Consider the following 16,238-nt stretch of genomic DNA (forward strand, 5'->3'; position numbering starts at 1 on the left):
GGTAATTCGGTCATCAAGGGGCGAATATGAACCATCAGATCATCGACTCTCGCCGGTTTTGTGCACTCCCCACGCGGAGACACGAAACAAGTTTGAACATCGCCGCCCCAGCTCAATGGCAGGCCTCTCGACCAGATAGTGAATCGAGAACGCGAGCGCGAGAACACTAATCAGAGCCAGCAATGCGGCGTTGCCGTAGCCGATACGGTGATGGAGCACGGCGATTATCAGCAATCCAATGGGTCCGTGGATCAAGTAGAGCGAATAGCTCACGTCCGACATCTTTCTCGCTAGCCATGTCGTTCCCCATCCATTACCGAAGTTGAGCGCCCAGGCAAAGATGCCAAGCGCCAATATCAGGCAAAGCACACGCGACTCGCCAGGGTTGAGGAACGAAGTGTGGATCTCCCACATCCCATAGACCGCGACCAGGTAGCACATCCAGCCGAACGCCATGGCCACCCTTCCACTCATCCCGCCCGCCCAATAGAAGTAGATCACTTGCCCGATGAGCAGGTACGGCAGATAGGTCAGGTTGGCCGCAAGCAGAAACCAGTTATCGTCAAGCTCGCGCGACGTCGCAACACAGAGTGTGACAAGCATCAATTCGGCCAGCATCGCTTGAATAGGCGCGCGCCGGATCAGTGGTGTAACCAGGAGGATCAACGCATAAAACAAGAGCTCGATCTGGAGCGTCCACGCAACCCCTAGCGCCACATGCTGGGGAGCCAGGATGTAGTTCGTGAGCGTTACCAGCTTGGCAACGTTCCGCCAGTCTCGAAATGCATCAAAGTCCGTCGCATCTACCGGCAGGCCCACCCGCCAAAGTACGAAGACCACAGCCAGTACAAACCAGTACGCCGGATAGATGCGGAAGAAACGCCGAATGGCGAAACGTCCCTGACTTTCGGAGCGCGCCACATGGGAGATGATGAACCCCGAAATCAGAAAGAACACCATCACGCCGAGCTGCCCAAACTGGCCCACGATGGCCATGGGAGTCACGATCACCGCATCAACCCAACGCTTCAACCAATAGGTGTGGTGAATCCAATCCAGGTACTGGCCAACGAAGTGTGAGTAAACCACCAGCAGCGCGGCCGGACCACGGAGCAGATTGATGAAACCAAACTCGACCCGGGGAACCTCCTTGTAATTCCGGGCAATCGTCACGTACACCGCTCCCTCATCACGTCCCTCAGGCGCGCAATCACGGCGTTTGCGCAAACCTCCTTCGAATTCGTTCGACGGATGCTTTCGGCACCCGCTGCGCCAACCCGCGCCGCATATCCAGGCTCGTCAAGCATTCGACGCATGTACCGCGCAGCATGCTCCACATCAGCCTCGGCCCAACGCTGCCCCTGCCAGTACGGATAGTCACCATCCACAAGCGGGACGAGCTTGTAGTCGACAATGCAGCTGTTGTCGCGCGTCATGAATGCCATGTTGCCGGAGTAACCCGTGGCGATGACTGGCTTGCCCAGATACATGCTTTCGGCCATCCCCAGGCCAAAGCCTTCCGAGCGATGCAGTGATACATAGCAATCAACATTGTTCTGCAATGCAAACATCTCTTCGCGTGACAGGAAGCCGTCGCGAATCTCGATACGGGGGTCATCAGCGACGGAGTCGGCCAGCGCCTTCAGTCGATCCGGGAACCGTTGCCCGTTGATCGACTTGATCAGCAGACGCACGCCGCCTCGCCCATCGGAAAATGCGCGACGGAAGGAAGCAATCGCGGCCTCGGGGTTCTTTCGGCTGGCGAAGGAGTTGAAGTCGTAGCTGTAGAGGAAGATGAAATCATCGCGATCAAGGGCAAAGTGATCGCGGCCAATGCCGGACGGCACATCGAATTCGATGGCCTTGGGAATCTTCCTTACCGTCTTGTTCGTCCTGGCGGCAATGGCATCGCACACGAAGTCCGTGGGTGCCCAAACCTCGTCGACAAGATCGAACGCGCTATCCCACGCTGCCGGAAAGCTGTCCAGCTCCCACAGCCAGAACCCAATGTTGTAGCGGCCGTCAAACGCTGCTTTCCCGAGGCCATCATGGACGACATGCATCTGGTCCGCATTGACGAAGAAAACATTGACGTCATGGCGCAGCGAATCGGAAATGTGGCCGTCCATTGACAGGTCGTTCTGACGGCTCACGACCCCAATATCGAAATTCCGGATGATGAAAGGATACTTGGCCTTGTCGAGGGCCCGCGCATAGGACCGGACGTTTTCGGCGACGCCAAACTCGCCGCGCGCGTAGCCAACCAGGTTGACCCCAGGTACCGTCGGCACGGCGACGGACTTCTTCTTTGCAACGGCAGATGCGGCGCGTGGCTCACGCCGAGTCGTACTCGCCGCCGGCATCTCCATGCGACGGTAGTCAATGCCGTTGAAAGCATATGCGCGGCGGCGAACGAGGCTGCGAACACCCACCGGAAGGCGCGAGTACCATCGAGCCAACGTCGGCTGGCGCCCACCCCAGGCCAAGGCGCGCAACATGGATCGCCCGAGCTCGAAGCGGGCTTCACTGATGGGGGCAGCGCTAAGCATGCCATCCACGCGCTTTGTGCCCGCCCCCAGGAACTGTTGCCGAATCGGCTCGATGTATTGCATCTCGAGCCCCAGCTCTGAAGATGCCGTCGCGAGATACCACCGAATGAACCCGTCACGGCCCGCGCGAGTTCGTATATCGAAGGCACCCTGCAAGTCGGGGCGCATGGACCAGATCTCGTACATGACGCGGCTGACAGGCAGCGCCCGGTCCTGGGGCAACTCTTCGCAGGGTGCGTTGAACATGGCGCGGTCCATGTTCAGTGGATCGCGAATCTCATTGGCACGCCCGATATCGAACAAGCGCCGGTAAACGCGGCGCAGGGCCTGGGAAATCTTTCCGCCGTCTGCAAACGTCCCATACCCATACGGTTTGCGTGAGTGCATTGCCTGGCCGTTCTGCTCCAGAAGGCCGAGGTAGCGGTCGTACAGCGGACGCAGCCCACCGATGGTATCGGCCGTGAAACGGTTCTGATGCTTGGAGAATGCAGCGGGATTGGCTAGAGCAACGCCCGAGAAATGAGCGAAAACCAGCGGGACGCCGCCGGCCGTATAGCCGCCGTCGGCTGAACCTGCGACCGGGCGTTGCGCGAGGTTCCAGTAGGCGACGTTGTAACCGTCGTTCCGCAGGATGGCCACGTCGGGGAATATGCCCGGCGCCAGATCCATCCACTTCTGATCCGTGAAGAGACCTGCCTCGAGGTCGACGAAACAGCCAAACTCCAGCTTGCGGCTCCACCAATCAATGATGTCGCGCGAGTGCGGATGCGCCGCATTGATGGCAACAAAGCCGCAGTTATAGACACCGCTGCGCATGATGCCCAATTCATCCGGCAAATTGTCATCCGTCATAGGCGCGTTCAAGTGCGGGGTAAGCACCATCGATGCACCCGAGTCGAAGGCCTGTTCAACATGGACAAGCGGGCGAAGAACAAGAATATCCGGGTCGATATACAACAATCCGGCGTCCGGATGGCGCTGCCGCAGCCACTCGAACATGTACGGCTTCACCGCCGTATTCAGCTCCATGATGTCGTAGCGGAAAACGAACGACGAGAAATCTGGCAACTGCAACTGATCGATCGTCACCGTCTCGAAAAGCGCTGTATCGAAAACGGGATCGCCCGCCGCCACGTCGGCGAGACACAAATAGCGCTTGGCAGTCGGATAGTGTTCGGCAATCGACTGAAGGAGCGTGAGTGCGTACGCAAGATAGTTTCGCGAGACGATGGTAAAAAATACGGGCGTTGCCATGGGTCCCTCTCAATTCCTGCTGTCGCGCGGCCAAAATGGCTTGAGCATGCGAAAACGGCTACGAAGCGCCGCCAAAGTCTCTTGGGAGCGGTGGGCTTCGGCGCGTGACTGACCCAATTGCCGTTTCAGGTCTCGAATTTTGTCCATGAGACGGTGCGCCTCTCCCTCCAGATTGTTGCGGGATTGATCCAGCTGCGATTCCAGATCGCGATTCCTGTCCTCTAGACGATGGGTTTCTTCGCGTAAGTGACGAGTTTCCTCCTCTTTGCGCTGAACATCATCCTCAATTATGTGAACTTTGGCTTCACGCTCTGCTTCGCTGGCCTTTGCACCCTGGAGCACATTGACCAGAGAGGAAGCGTACTCCTCGGATATTTCCGCGCGTTGGCGCGTGAGCTCAAGCTCATGGCTCAGCGACTGGCTGTAGGCGACCGCTTCGGCGAAACGGCTCTCTGCTGCCGCCCTCTCTGCCCGTGCATCTGCAGTGACCTTTTCGATCTCTCGCGACAGGTCCTCTCCGTAAGCCGTCATGCGAAGAAAAGATCCACACCCCTCAAACTCGATGGCTTGAAGCACGTCGGCCGCAGGGTAAAAACCCCATTGGTCATCGGAAAGGGAAAGTGATTCACGCTCACCCTTGAATACGGCAAGCGCTCCCGCGTAGCTGAATCGATCCTGGGGTGTGGCCGTCAGGAAAATCACCAGTGATCGCCACGCGGGTGGATATGCATCCAGCGGTTGCAGCGCGCTATAGAAAGGCTCGGCGCGCCCCATCTGCCCTGTCGCGATCTCCAGGAAAACCGCTGCAAGTGCAACGCGATGAAGAGCGGACGCGGTGCGCGTCATGGCACCGAAGTCGATCAGACGCACTTCACCCTGGTGGAGCAGTACATTCCAGCAGCGAATGTCGCCATGGTGAAAGCCGAGCGCTTCGAGATGGGCGAGTTCGACCAACACGCCAAGCACGACCTTATCCAGATCGAAGGCATCGCCTGCCTCCAGATAGTCCAGCAGCGAACGGCCCGGGAGCATCTTGCGCACCAGCCAGAGAAACTCGCCGTCGTCATCGCTCGCGACAACGGGAGGGTAACGATCGGGTTCACACGCGAGCAGCTCCAGGGCTTCTTGTTCCGCGCTCAGCTCCCGGCGATTGAAGTCACCGCTGTTGCCGGTGCTCCGGTACCGCTTGACGATGATGTCCTGACCAAGAAGGAAGTTTCGCTGGCCCTCGAACGTGTCAGGTACGCCGCTATGAGACCGACTGAGCGCCGTCGAGAAGGGAAACCAACGATTGGCCACCCAGGCCATCGACTGGCTGCAGACATAGAGTGGCCGATCGACTGCCGTGAGGTGTGTTGAAAATTCAGCCAGCTTTCGACGAAATGGATAGGCCCTTAACAAGTCGTCGTCGGACGAATGCCAGGCCGCCCCCACCCAGTCCAGCGCCTCTTTTGCTTGCGCTACCTCGCAGACGAGCACACGCGAATGTGCCTGGATCGCTCTCAAGGCTCCATTAGCCGCGTCATCGCCATTGAGCGCCCGAATGTGGTGAAGGACGTTCAGTGCCAAGACAACATCGACGCCCTCGAGGTTCTGACGCTGGAAGAAATCCGCATCGAACTGGTCATGGATGAACCGGACATCCAGGTCGTGGTATTCACTCACCTTGCGGCAAAACTCGACGTTGTCCAACAGGTAGTCGACGCCGATGACTTCAATCTCGCGACCGAGCTCCGCAAAGCGCCGCTTCAACGCAAAACTGAAGTAACCCTGCGCACACCCGATGTCCAGGACCCGCAAGGTCACATCGGCAGGAAGCGCCTCAATGACAGGAAGCATCGCCGCCACGCGATCGTCGCAGGCACGGCGGGCGAGATCCCGACTCGCATCCACGCCCCAGATCGGCTGGTAGGGCTCCGGGAGCTTCGCGTACTGCTCAAGAAGAGCAACCTGGTTCGACTCTTGGGTCATCATTGTTCCGATGTGAGAAATTCGCAGCTCGCGCCTATGCCGACGAGCCCATAAAACGGTTCCCTGCTTTCGACATTCACGAGAATCGAGTCATAGCGCCTGTCGACGGGCGTCAGCTCTCCGCCGTTGTCCACGGCAATGCCAAGTGAAAGCAGATAGTTGGAGGACTCGAATCGAGGCCGGAAACGGAATCGATAGATCACCGTCTCGCCCGCACGAACACTGCGGTAACGTGTCCCCCAACCCTCACCTGCATCGCGCGAATTGCACCCCGTGAGCATGAGGCCGTTGATGGTCTTGATGGAAAACCCGAACACCGGGGTTTCGATGTCCGTGTGGAACAATGCCCGCACGTAGAGCTCAGCCTCTTCGTCGGCAACAAGCATGGCCGGATCCGCGGAGTCATTTCCTACCAGAAGATAGTCGAGGATTTCCGCGCGGCCGTCGCCCCAGCGATATTCGCTCTGGTTGTAAGTCAGCCGATTCTTGAAGCCTTGGCTGTCAGTCCCAGCGACAAAACTCTCAGCCTTGGGAGACACCGGGCCCAGCAGTGAATCGTCACCCACCTCGTGGGCTGCCCGCCGCGCGAGATCGCTGGCCTTGGCCATGGATTCCTCGGCGCGGTTGCGCACAGTGGAGGAGCGGCCAAACAGCAAATCGAGATAACGATTGGTCACCTGCCGGGGGTGGCCATCGTCCAGCAGCCGCCCACCATCGAGCAGCAACGCGCGCGAACAGTGCATGGCCACCTGCTCGGTTGCGTGAGTGACGAACATGATCGTCACGCCCTGATCCTTCATTTCGTTGATGCGGCGGAAGCACTTGGCCTGGAAGCGCGCGTCGCCAACAGCCAGGGCTTCGTCCACGACGAGAAGATCGGGATTGACGTGAATGGCCGCGGCAAATGCCAAGCGGACATACATGCCACTCGAATAGGTTTTCACCGGACGGTCGATCACATCGCCGAGTTCTGAAAACTCGATGACCTTATCCATGCGCGCCTCCGCCTCTTCCTCGGAGAGGCCGGCGATAGCGCTGCTGATCAGTACGTTCTCGCGCCCCGTGAATTCGGGCTTGAAGCCGGCGCCGAGCTCCAGCAGGGCAGCCACGCGCCCTCGCACCGACCATTGGCCTTCCGTGTGGGGGACCGTGCCGCAAAGCAGCTGAAGCAGCGTGCTCTTGCCCGAACCGTTGCGCCCGAGCACACCAACAGTCTCGCCACGCATGACTTCGAAATTTACGCCACGCAATGCCCAAAACTCGCCGTAAAGCGGTGACATCTGTCGCCCGACCAGACGTGCGGCGCGTGGATACAGCATCTGCTTAAGACGATCGGCCGGCTTGGCATAGATCTGGTAACACTTACCCAGATCCTCGGCGGTAACCATCAACTCAGACGACATCGGCAAACCCCACCCTGCTGCGTTCAAAGAACCACAGGCCCATGCCGGTCACTAGTATGGCCACTCCATAGACGGCAGCCACGCCAACCAGCGATGGCACCTCTCCACGGATTACGAGATCCCGTAACTGCTCGATGGGTAGGGTCAGCGGATTCAGATACAGCAGTGGACGATAGCGTTCGGGAAACGACGCCAGTGGATAAAAGACTGGACTGAGGTACATCAGCAATGCCACCACGAAGGTTACGATCTGCGATGCATCACGCAGATAGACGCCCAGGGAAGCAAGGATCCACGCCATACCAGACGTGGCGAGCAGTATGGGCACCGCGATGACCGGCACCAGCACCACCGTCCAGTGCAGCCCCGTGCCAATCAGCGCGTTGGCCACAACGAGCAAACACAGACTGAGCCCCGCGTGAAACGCCGCACTGCCAAGTACCGTAAGCGGGAGGATTTCTAACGGAAACACCACCTTCTTCACGTAATTGGCGTTTTCTGAAATGACACTCGTCGAGCGGCTTGCGGTTTCCGCAAAAACGCCGTGAATGATCAGGCCCGCAAACAGCGTGAGGGAAAACAGCACCTTGTTGTCGCCCTGCCCTGGCCACCGCGACTTGAGTACGAAGCCGAAGACGAAGGTGTAAATGCTCAGCATCAGCAAGGGATTGAGAATCGCCCAGAGGCTGCCAAGCACGGACTCGCGGTAGCGCGACGAAATGTCTCGCCAACACATGCGCTTCAAGAGCACGCGATGGTTGTAAATCAGTGTCAGCGGTCTATGCAGCATGAATTTTGTGTCATCCGGTCACGAGGCAAGGTAACGCCCTGAATATCCGCCTGCATACAGGTAGGTGACGCGAGACCCGAAGTCCCGCGCCTTGTCGCTAACGCATTCAGCCCTGGAGGGCTGGTCAGCCAAGGGCGAACTGCAGCTCTGCAATCAGATCCACGGTGTCTTCAACGCCCACGGACAAACGAATCAGCCCGTCGCTAATGCCCAACCGGGCACGATTGGCGGGAGGAACCGATGCGTGGGTCATGATGGCGGGGTGTTCGATCAGGCTTTCCACGCCACCAAGCGACTCGGCCAACGCGAACAGGTGACAGCGTCCCAGCATCCGCTTTGCCTTCTTCAGGCCACCCTTTACTTCGATGCTGATGATGCCGCCGAATCCGTCCATCTGCCGCTTCGCCAGGCCATGCTGCGGGTGGCTCCTGAGACCTGGGTAGATCACCCGCTCCACCGCTGGATGCTTTTCGAGCCAGCGAGCAATGGTCAGCGCGCCATCGCAATGGGCCCGCATGCGCAGATGCAAGGTCTTCAGACCGCGCATGGCGAGAAAGGAGTCGAACGGCCCCTGGATTGCACCAACGGAGTTCTGCAGGAACGCCATCTGCTCTGCCAGGGCAGCCTCGCGCGCAACCACGATGCCGCCGACCATGTCCGAATGACCGTTGAGATATTTGGTCGCCGAATGCAGCACCAGATCCGCGCCAAACTCCAGGGGGCGCTGAAGCATGGGCGAACAGAAGGTATTGTCGACGACCAGAATCAGGCCGTGTTTCCTGGCAAACGCCCCGAGCTTGGCCAGGTCAACCAACTTCAGCATGGGGTTGGTGGGCGTTTCCGCCCAGATCATTCGCGTATTGGGCTTGAGGGCCGCCTTCAGCGTCTTTTCGTCGTTTAGATCAACGAAGGTGAAATCCAGCCCGGCCGAGCGCCGGCGAACCCGTTCGAACAGGCGGTAGCTGCCACCATACAGGTCGTCCATGGCGATGACATGGCTGCCACTGTCGAGGAGATCCAGCACCGTGGCGGCCGCAGCCAGCCCGGAGCCGAAGGCAAAACCCCGCACGCCGCCCTCCAGTTCAGCCACGCATTGTTCATAGGCCATGCGCGTAGGGTTCTGCGTACGCGAATACTCATACCCCTTGTGTACGCCCGGGCTTTCCTGCACGTAAGTCGAGGTGGCGTATATGGGCGTCATGATGGCGCCCGTGGCCGGGTCAGGATGCTGGCCGGCATGAATGGCGCGAGTTCCCATTCCCATCGGGTGCTTTAGATTTTTTGCCTTCATATTCAGTTATTTATGGGCGACGCAACGCCCCAACCCCGGCTAAAGACTCGTCATATTAAACCAATAGTGAGCAGGCACCTTAAACGCCATTTAGTTTCGGCAGATTCGCCCGCCCGGCTCAGTGAAGGAATGAACAAATGCCGCTATCTCCTTCGGTATGAGTTTTTCCCCTCAACGTGGCATGACACAATTGCCCAACTGTATGCAGCCCTCATAAGGATCTATGAAGACATTGCTCGTAACAGGCGGCGCCGGCTTCATCGGCGCAAACTTCGTGCTCCAGGCCGTTGCTCAGGGGAACAAGGTAGTCAACCTGGACAAGCTGACATACGCGGGCAACCTCAATACATTGGCCTCTCTGGATGGGTGCGACCGGCACTTTTTCGTCCAGGGCGACATCGGTGACCGCTCGCTTGTCGCGAAGCTTCTTTCCGAGCACCGGCCCGATGCCGTGGTGAATTTTGCCGCCGAGTCACACGTCGATCGCTCCATCGATGGCCCGGCAGCCTTTATCGAGACCAATGTGGTCGGCACCTTAGGACTGCTGGAATGCACGCGAGATTACTGGCGCGCGTTGCCGGCTCCGGCCGCGGACGGCTTCCGCTTTCTGCACGTGTCGACCGATGAAGTCTATGGCTCGCTGGGCGATACGGGCATGTTCACCGAGCAGACGCCTTACGCACCCAATTCGCCTTATTCTGCCTCGAAGGCAGCCTCGGACCATCTGGTCCGGGCGTTCCACCACACTTACGGCCTGCCGACGCTGACCACCAATTGCTCGAACAATTACGGCCCCTTCCAGTTCCCGGAAAAGCTCATCCCGCTGGTCATCCAGAAAGCCTTAGCAGGCGAAGCACTGCCGGTCTATGGTGACGGCCTGAACGTGCGCGACTGGTTGTACGTCGGCGATCATTGCACGGCCATCCAACGCGTACTTGAAGCAGGCCGCGTCGGTGAGACCTACAACGTCGGCGGCAATGCCGAGCGCGAGAACCTCACAGTGGTGAGGGCCATCTGCGCGCTGCTCGACGATCGGCGTCCGCTCGAAGGTGGTCGAACGCGCGAATCGCTGATCACTTTCGTAAAGGACCGTCCGGGCCATGATCGCCGCTACGCGATTGACTCCAGCAAGCTCCAAACGGAGCTCGGCTGGCATCCGTCCCACACCTTCGAGACGGGCATTGCGCATACAGTGGATTGGTACCTCAACAACGCGCCGTGGGTGACTCGCGTTCTCGACGGCAGCTATCGAATGGAGCGGCTCGGCGCATGAGCATGCAGAAGGGCATCATCCTTGCCGGTGGCTCGGGCACGCGGCTTTATCCGATCACGCAGGCGGTCAGCAAACAGCTGCTGCCCGTCTACGACAAGCCCATGGTCTTCTATCCCCTGGCCACGTTGATGTTGGCGGGCATCAGGGAGGTCCTGATGATCAACACGCCGCATGAGCAGGCGCTTTTTCAGCGCTTGCTGGGCGACGGCTCGCAATGGGGCATCAACATCCATTACGCAGTGCAGCCATCGCCAGACGGCCTCGCGCAGGCCTTCGTGATCGGCCGGGACTTCGTCGGCGGCGATCCGAGCTGCCTGGTTTTGGGTGACAACATTTTTTATGGCGTTGGCCTCACCGAGCGCCTGAAGCGGGCTACGGCACGTCAGCACGGCGCCACTGTCTTTGGCTACTGGGTGAGCGATCCGGAACGGTACGGCGTGGCCGAATTCGATGCAGCCGGCAAGGTCATCGGACTCGAGGAAAAGCCTGCGCAACCTCGCTCGAACTATGCCGTAACGGGCCTCTATTTCTATGATGGCCGTGCGTGTGATTTCGCTGCGGACCTCAAGCCCTCCGCTCGCGGCGAACTGGAGATCACCGATCTCAACCGCTGCTACCTTGACGACGGCTCGCTGCACCTGGAGCAGCTCGGCCGCGGCTATGCATGGCTCGACACGGGTACGCACGAATCATTGATGGAGGCTGGCAATTTCATCCAGACCATCGAACACCGCCAGGGCCTCAAGGTTTGCTGCCCCGAAGAGATCGCTTATCTCAACGGCTGGATCGACGCGGAACAATTGCTTCGACTGGCTCAGCCCTTGTCCAAGACAGGGTACGGCAAATACCTGAGCAATTTGACCAAGCAGGGATATGTGCGCTGATGAAAGTCATTGAAACGCCCCTGCCTGGCGTAGTCGTCATCGAGCCCCAGGTATTTGGGGATGCTCGTGGTTACTTCTACGAAAGCTATAACCAGACGAAGTATCGGGAAGCCGGCATCGAGCGCACGTTTGTCCAGTCAAATGTGTCGCGCTCGGCCAAGGGCGTGCTGAGAGGCCTCCATTATCAATGGCCCAATCCGCAGGGCAAACTGGTGAGCGTGCTTGAGGGCGAGGTCTTCGACGTCGCCGTGGACATCCGTCGCGGCTCGCCCACGTTCGGCAAGTGGGCCGGCGTCATGCTTAGCGCTGAAAACAAGCGGCATTTCTGGATTCCCGAAGGATTCGCCCACGGATTCTGCGTCGTCTCCGAGTTTGCGACTTTCAGCTATCAGTGCACGGCGCTGTATGACCGCGAAGCCGATGCCGGCGTGCGGTGGAATGACGCCAGCATCGGTATTGACTGGCCGATCAGCCAGCCTCTGTTGTCCGAAAAGGATGAAAACGCACCGCTGCTCCAGGACGTGGCGGCTGAGCGCCTCCCGGAATGCATCGCTTGAACATCGTCCTGATCGGCGCGAACGGACAGCTCGGCCAGACCTTTTTGCAGGATGGGCGCCTCGCAGCACTCGGTCGCGTCGTCCCGGTGACGCGTGACGGCAACATCCAGGGTGGCGACCAAGGTGAAGCGGCTGACCTCGCAAACCCGGAGTCAATCATCAGTCTGCTGGACCGTGTCCATCCACGCGTGATCGTGAATGCCGCAGCCTACACAGCCGTGGACCGCGCAGAGCAGGAAGAGGCATTGGCCACGCGCATCAATGGAGACGCTGTCGGCGTTGTTGGAGCATGGGCAGCTACGCACCAAGCCTTGGTCCTTCACTATTCGACGGACTATGTATTCGACGGCACGAATACGACCCCGTATGCCGTAGACGCTGGCACGACCCCCATCGGGGCTTACGGGCGCAGCAAACTTGCGGGCGAGAACGCTCTGCGAAACAGTGGCGCGCCGCACATGATATTCCGCACGGCATGGGTTTATGCCGCTCACGGGCATAACTTCCTGCGCACGATGCTTCGTCTCGGGGCCGAACGAGAGGAGCTACGCGTCGTGGCAGACCAGCACGGCGCCCCGACCTCCACTCGCTTGATCGTCGCCGGCACGCTGGCAGCCCTGGGCAAGTGGCAACAGGCGCTGCCCTCTGAGCGCGCAACGCTGCAAGGCACGCACCATCTGGTCGCCAGTGGCGACACCACATGGCACGGCTTCGCCGAGGCGATCTTTGACGAGGCGCGGCGCAGAGAGCTCATCGCACGCACGCCAAGGGTCGATGCCATCTCGACGGCCGATTTCCCGACACCCGCCCGACGGCCGGCGTACTCTGTGCTGGACAACTCACGCTTCCAGCAAATTTTCTCATTTACGCTGCCGAACTGGCGCGACGGCCTGGACGATGTCCTGGACGAACTTACTTCCGCCACAGGTTGATCCAACATGCTCATTCCACTCATCCTCAGCGGCGGTTCCGGCACTCGTCTTTGGCCTGTGTCGCGGAAGAACCTGCCCAAGCAATTCCTCTCGCTGACCGGTCAAGGGACGCTCTTCCAACAGACGGTGACGCGCACGCTGTTGCTGCCCGAAGTCGCGCCTCCTATCGTTGTGGCCAGCGACGATCACCGGTTCCTTGCAGCTGAACAGTTGCTGGAATCCGGCATCGACGGCGCATCCATCATCCTCGAGCCCGTCGCGCGCAATACCGCACCTGCCATTGCACTGGGTGCGTTGCGCGCGCTCGAGCGCGATCCGGATGCTCTGCTGCTGGTGCTTCCCGCCGACCACCTGATCGGTGACACCAAAAGCTTTACGAGCGGCGTCGATCTTGCAATCTCTGCCGCGCAGGACGGCTGGCTGGTGACCTTCGGTATCCGCCCTGATCGCCCGGAGACAGGATTTGGCTACATCCGCCGCGGCACACCTATCGGCGACGGCTCGTTCCAGGTAGCACAGTTTGTCGAAAAGCCCGCTCTGCCCGTTGCTGAGTCCTACGTCGCCGACGGCGGCTATGACTGGAATTCGGGAATGTTCCTGTTCAAGGCTTCGCGCTACCTTGAAGAGCTTGGCCTGCACGCACCAGAGATGCTCTCTGCCGTGCGCACAGCCTACGCTTCGGCAAAAGGCGATCTGGATTTCGTGCGTATTGACCCGGAGGCCTTCGCCAGAGTCCCTGACAATTCCATCGACTATGCCGTGATGGAAAAAACCCAGCGCGCAGCAGTGATTCCAGTGAAATGTGACTGGAGCGACATAGGGTCATGGTCAGCGCTCTGGCTGGCCGGCGTCCGCGATGCCCAGGGAAATTTGCGCGAAGGCGACACCATCGCCGTCAACACGAACAATTCCCTGCTGCGCTCGCACGATCGCCATCTGCTTGCTACCGTAGGTGTTGATGACCTTATCGTCGTGACCACGCCAGACGCCACGCTCGTGGCCCATCGCGATGCAGCTCAGGACGTCAAGCGGGTGGTTGACGAACTCAAGGCAGCTGGCCGCACCGAGCATTCACTCCATCGCATCGTCCGCCGCCCCTGGGGCAGCTATGACTCTCTCGAGTCCGCGGACCGCTTTCAGGTGAAACGCATCATCGTGAAGCCGGGCGCCGCCCTGAGCCTGCAGAAGCATCATCATCGCGCCGAACATTGGATTGTCGTTTCCGGCACCGCCGAAGTGACCTGTGACGACCGAGTCTTCCTCCTTGGCGAAAACCAGAGTACCTATATTCCACTCGGTAGCGTTCACCGTCTGCGCAATCCTGGCAAGGTGCCGCTCGAGATAATCGAAGTGCAATCGGGTAGCTATCTCGGCGAAGACGATATCGTCAGGCTAGAAGACGTCTACGGGCGCTCTTGAGTCACGGGGTGCGATAAGAAAGCCGCGCCGAAAAGCGGCTTTCTTTTGAGCATCACTCCACCGTCACCGACTTCGCCAGGTTGCGCGGCTGGTCCACATCGGTGCCGCGCAGCACGGCCACGTGGTAGGCGAGCAGCTGCAGGGGAATGGTGAAGACCGCGGGGGCGATGAAGTCGCCGCCACCGTTGATGCGCAGGGTGACGCCTCGGGTGCCGTTGCCTTCCAGGCTGGCTTCGCCATCGGCGAAGACGAGCAGTTCGCCGCCGCGGGCACGCACTTCCTGCAGGTTGGATTTCAGCTTGTCGAGCAGCGGGCCATTCGGCGCCACGGCGATGACCGGCATGGTCTCGTCCACCAGTGCTAGCGGGCCGTGCTTGAGCTCGCCGGCCGGATAGGCCTCGGCGTGGATGTAGGAGATTTCCTTGAGCTTGAGCGAACCTTCCAGCGCCACCGGATACTGCACGCCGCGGCCGAGGAACAGCGCGTGCTGGCGATGAATGAGGTGCTCGGCCAGTTCGATGACCTGAGGCTCAAGCTTGAGTGCGTTCTCGATGGCGCGCGGCATGTGCTGCAGCTGGGTGCACAGATCGATATAACGCGCATGGTCCAGGCCGCGTTGCTGTGCCAGATGCAGCGTCAACAGCGCCAGCGCGGCCAGCTGGGTGGTGAAAGCCTTGGTGGAGGCCACACCGATCTCCGGGCCAGCGCGCGTCATCAGCTTGAGATCGGCTTCGCGAACCACCGAGGACTCGGGTACGTTGCAGATCGCCAGCGTGCCGAGATAGCCGCGACGGCGCGATTCGCGCATCGCCGCCAGCGTGTCCGCCGTTTCGCCGGACTGGGAGATCGCGACGAACAGCGTGCCATCGGGCACCACCGCCTCGCGATAACGGTATTCGCTGGCCACTTCCACGCTCACCGGCAGGCGCGCGTGTTCCTCCAGCCAGTACTTGGCCACCAGGCCTGCGTGATAGCTGGTACCGCAGGCAATGATGTGTACACCCTGCACCCTGGCCAGCAGCTCATCGCCGTCGACACCGAAGATGCTCGGCAGCACGCCATGCGGGCCGATGCGTGCCTCGAGCGTGGCCGCGACCGCATTGGGCTGCTCGAAGATTTCCTTCTGCATGTAGTGGCGGTATTCACCGCGCTCCACCGCATCGGCCGACAGCTCGCTCTCGTTCACCGCGCGCTCGACGCGCTCGCCATCGAGCGTATAGATCGCCACGCTGTCGCGCGTGATGTCGGCGATGTCGTCTTCATCGAGGTAGATGATCTTGTTGGTGACCTGGATCAGCGCCTGCGCGTCCGAGCCCAGGAAGTGTTCGCCGATGCCCACGCCCACCAGCAACGGCGCACCATGGCGAGCACCCACGACACGACCCGGTTCCTTGCTGCTCACCACGGCGATGGCATAGGCGCCTTCCAGTTCCCGCACCGTCGCCCGCACAGCTTCGCGCAGACCCAGGCCCGACTCCACGTGCTCGTTGATCAGTGCGGCCATCACCTCGGTATCCGTTTCCGAAGTGAACACGTGGCCGCGTGCCTGCAGGTCCGCACGCAGCGTCGCGTAGTTTTCGATGATGCCGTTGTGGACCAGTGCCACGCTGCCGGCCATGTGCGGATGCGCGTTCGCTTCGTTCGGTACGCCGTGGGTCGCCCAGCGCGTATGGGCGATGCCTGTGCTGCCGGGGAAAGGATCAGCCAGGTACAGTGACTCCATCTCGCGGACCTTGCCCTTGGCACGCACGCGGTGGATTTCACCTCGATCCAGAACGGCCAGTCCGGCAGAGTCGTAGCCACGATATTCCAGCGCCTTGAGGCCGACGATTAGCAGTGGCGCCACGTCACGCTGGGCGGCGGCAGCAACGATTCCACACATAGCTGTTACTCCTTCGAAAGGGCGCGACTATCC

General features: G+C 60.1%; 12 protein-coding genes. 5 read left to right on the forward strand and 7 right to left on the reverse strand.

The features are described 5' to 3' along the window. Positions 1-39: 39 nt before the first annotated feature. The 6 genes from EPB08_RS13505 to EPB08_RS13530 all read right to left on the reverse strand — a co-directional run bounded on the left by EPB08_RS13505 (position 40) and on the right by EPB08_RS13530 (position 9,258). Positions 40-1,173, reverse strand: a complete 1,134-nt coding sequence (locus tag EPB08_RS13505; RefSeq protein ID WP_205746352.1) for an acyltransferase family protein — start codon at positions 1,171-1,173, stop codon at positions 40-42. Continuing rightward, positions 1,170-3,803 (reverse strand): glycosyltransferase family 4 protein, encoded by a 2,634-nt coding sequence (locus tag EPB08_RS13510; RefSeq protein ID WP_130619629.1) that lies wholly within the window; start codon positions 3,801-3,803, stop codon positions 1,170-1,172. Before EPB08_RS13510 ends, EPB08_RS13505 begins: the two co-directional genes overlap by 4 nt. Positions 3,804-3,812: 9 nt before the next feature. After that, entirely contained in the window at positions 3,813-5,774 is a 1,962-nt protein-coding gene (locus tag EPB08_RS13515; protein ID WP_165418502.1) for a methyltransferase domain-containing protein, read from the reverse strand. Next, on the reverse strand, positions 5,774-7,177 hold the full coding sequence (locus EPB08_RS13520) for an ABC transporter ATP-binding protein (protein WP_130619631.1): 1,404 nt from the start codon (positions 7,175-7,177) through the stop codon (positions 5,774-5,776). The genes EPB08_RS13515 and EPB08_RS13520 overlap by 1 nt, the downstream gene beginning before the upstream one ends. Then, positions 7,167-7,967 carry an ABC transporter permease gene (locus tag EPB08_RS13525; RefSeq protein ID WP_205746353.1) on the reverse strand — a complete coding sequence of 267 codons (801 nt, stop codon included), beginning with the start codon at positions 7,965-7,967 and terminating at the stop codon, positions 7,167-7,169. Before EPB08_RS13525 ends, EPB08_RS13520 begins: the two co-directional genes overlap by 11 nt. A 124-nt stretch (positions 7,968-8,091) precedes the next feature. Next, positions 8,092-9,258: a trans-sulfuration enzyme family protein gene (locus tag EPB08_RS13530; RefSeq protein WP_130619632.1), complete on the reverse strand. Its 1,167-nt coding sequence runs from the start codon at positions 9,256-9,258 to the stop codon at positions 8,092-8,094. 223 nt (positions 9,259-9,481) lie between these two features. On the opposite strand from EPB08_RS13530, the gene rfbB reads away from it, so the two are divergent. The 5 genes from rfbB to EPB08_RS13555 are packed head-to-tail and all read left to right on the forward strand — an operon-like array spanning position 9,482 to position 14,323. After that, a complete protein-coding gene (gene rfbB / locus EPB08_RS13535; protein ID WP_130619633.1) occupies positions 9,482-10,531 on the forward strand; it encodes a dTDP-glucose 4,6-dehydratase in 1,050 nt (349 codons plus the stop codon). Next, positions 10,528-11,415 (forward strand): glucose-1-phosphate thymidylyltransferase RfbA, encoded by an 888-nt coding sequence (gene rfbA / locus EPB08_RS13540; RefSeq protein WP_130619634.1) that lies wholly within the window; start codon positions 10,528-10,530, stop codon positions 11,413-11,415. Before rfbB ends, rfbA begins: the two co-directional genes overlap by 4 nt. Beyond that, entirely contained in the window at positions 11,415-11,972 is a 558-nt protein-coding gene (gene rfbC, locus EPB08_RS13545) for a dTDP-4-dehydrorhamnose 3,5-epimerase (protein ID WP_130619635.1), read from the forward strand. Before rfbA ends, rfbC begins: the two co-directional genes overlap by 1 nt. Next, positions 11,969-12,904 carry a dTDP-4-dehydrorhamnose reductase gene (rfbD, locus tag EPB08_RS13550; RefSeq protein WP_130619636.1) on the forward strand — a complete coding sequence of 312 codons (936 nt, stop codon included), beginning with the start codon at positions 11,969-11,971 and terminating at the stop codon, positions 12,902-12,904. Before rfbC ends, rfbD begins: the two co-directional genes overlap by 4 nt. Before the next feature lie 6 nt (positions 12,905-12,910). Then, complete coding sequence (locus EPB08_RS13555) at positions 12,911-14,323, forward strand: mannose-1-phosphate guanylyltransferase/mannose-6-phosphate isomerase (RefSeq protein WP_130619637.1); 1,413 nt, start codon at positions 12,911-12,913, stop codon at positions 14,321-14,323. Between the two features lie 52 nt (positions 14,324-14,375). Here EPB08_RS13555 and glmS read toward each other — a convergent pair whose 3' ends face one another. Further along, the gene (glmS, locus tag EPB08_RS13560; protein ID WP_130619638.1) at positions 14,376-16,205 is read right to left on the reverse strand and encodes a glutamine--fructose-6-phosphate transaminase (isomerizing); all 1,830 of its coding nucleotides are present in this window, start codon (positions 16,203-16,205) and stop codon (positions 14,376-14,378) included. Between the last annotated feature and the right edge of the window lie 33 nt (positions 16,206-16,238).

This window comes from Dyella amyloliquefaciens (assembly GCF_004296575.1).
In the GTDB taxonomy this organism is placed as follows: Bacteria; Pseudomonadota; Gammaproteobacteria; order Xanthomonadales; family Rhodanobacteraceae; genus Dyella; species Dyella amyloliquefaciens.

Bases quoted from the DNA above. Each gene is read 5' to 3' on its own strand.
- EPB08_RS13510 (WP_130619629.1), bottom strand. From the start codon at position 3,803: ATGGCAACGCCCGTATTTTTTACCATCGTCTCGCGAAACTATCTTGCG.
- EPB08_RS13515 (WP_165418502.1), bottom strand. From the start codon at position 5,774: ATGACCCAAGAGTCGAACCAGGTTGCTCTTCTTGAGCAGTACGCGAAG.
- EPB08_RS13520 (WP_130619631.1), bottom strand. From the start codon at position 7,177: ATGTCGTCTGAGTTGATGGTTACCGCCGAGGATCTGGGTAAGTGTTAC.
- EPB08_RS13525 (WP_205746353.1), bottom strand. From the start codon at position 7,967: ATGCTGCATAGACCGCTGACACTGATTTACAACCATCGCGTGCTCTTG.
- EPB08_RS13530 (WP_130619632.1), bottom strand. From the start codon at position 9,258: ATGAAGGCAAAAAATCTAAAGCACCCGATGGGAATGGGAACTCGCGCC.
- rfbB (WP_130619633.1), top strand. From the start codon at position 9,482: ATGAAGACATTGCTCGTAACAGGCGGCGCCGGCTTCATCGGCGCAAAC.
- rfbA (WP_130619634.1), top strand. From the start codon at position 10,528: ATGAGCATGCAGAAGGGCATCATCCTTGCCGGTGGCTCGGGCACGCGG.
- rfbC (WP_130619635.1), top strand. From the start codon at position 11,415: ATGAAAGTCATTGAAACGCCCCTGCCTGGCGTAGTCGTCATCGAGCCC.
- EPB08_RS13555 (WP_130619637.1), top strand. From the start codon at position 12,911: ATGCTCATTCCACTCATCCTCAGCGGCGGTTCCGGCACTCGTCTTTGG.
- glmS (WP_130619638.1), bottom strand. From the start codon at position 16,205: ATGTGTGGAATCGTTGCTGCCGCCGCCCAGCGTGACGTGGCGCCACTG.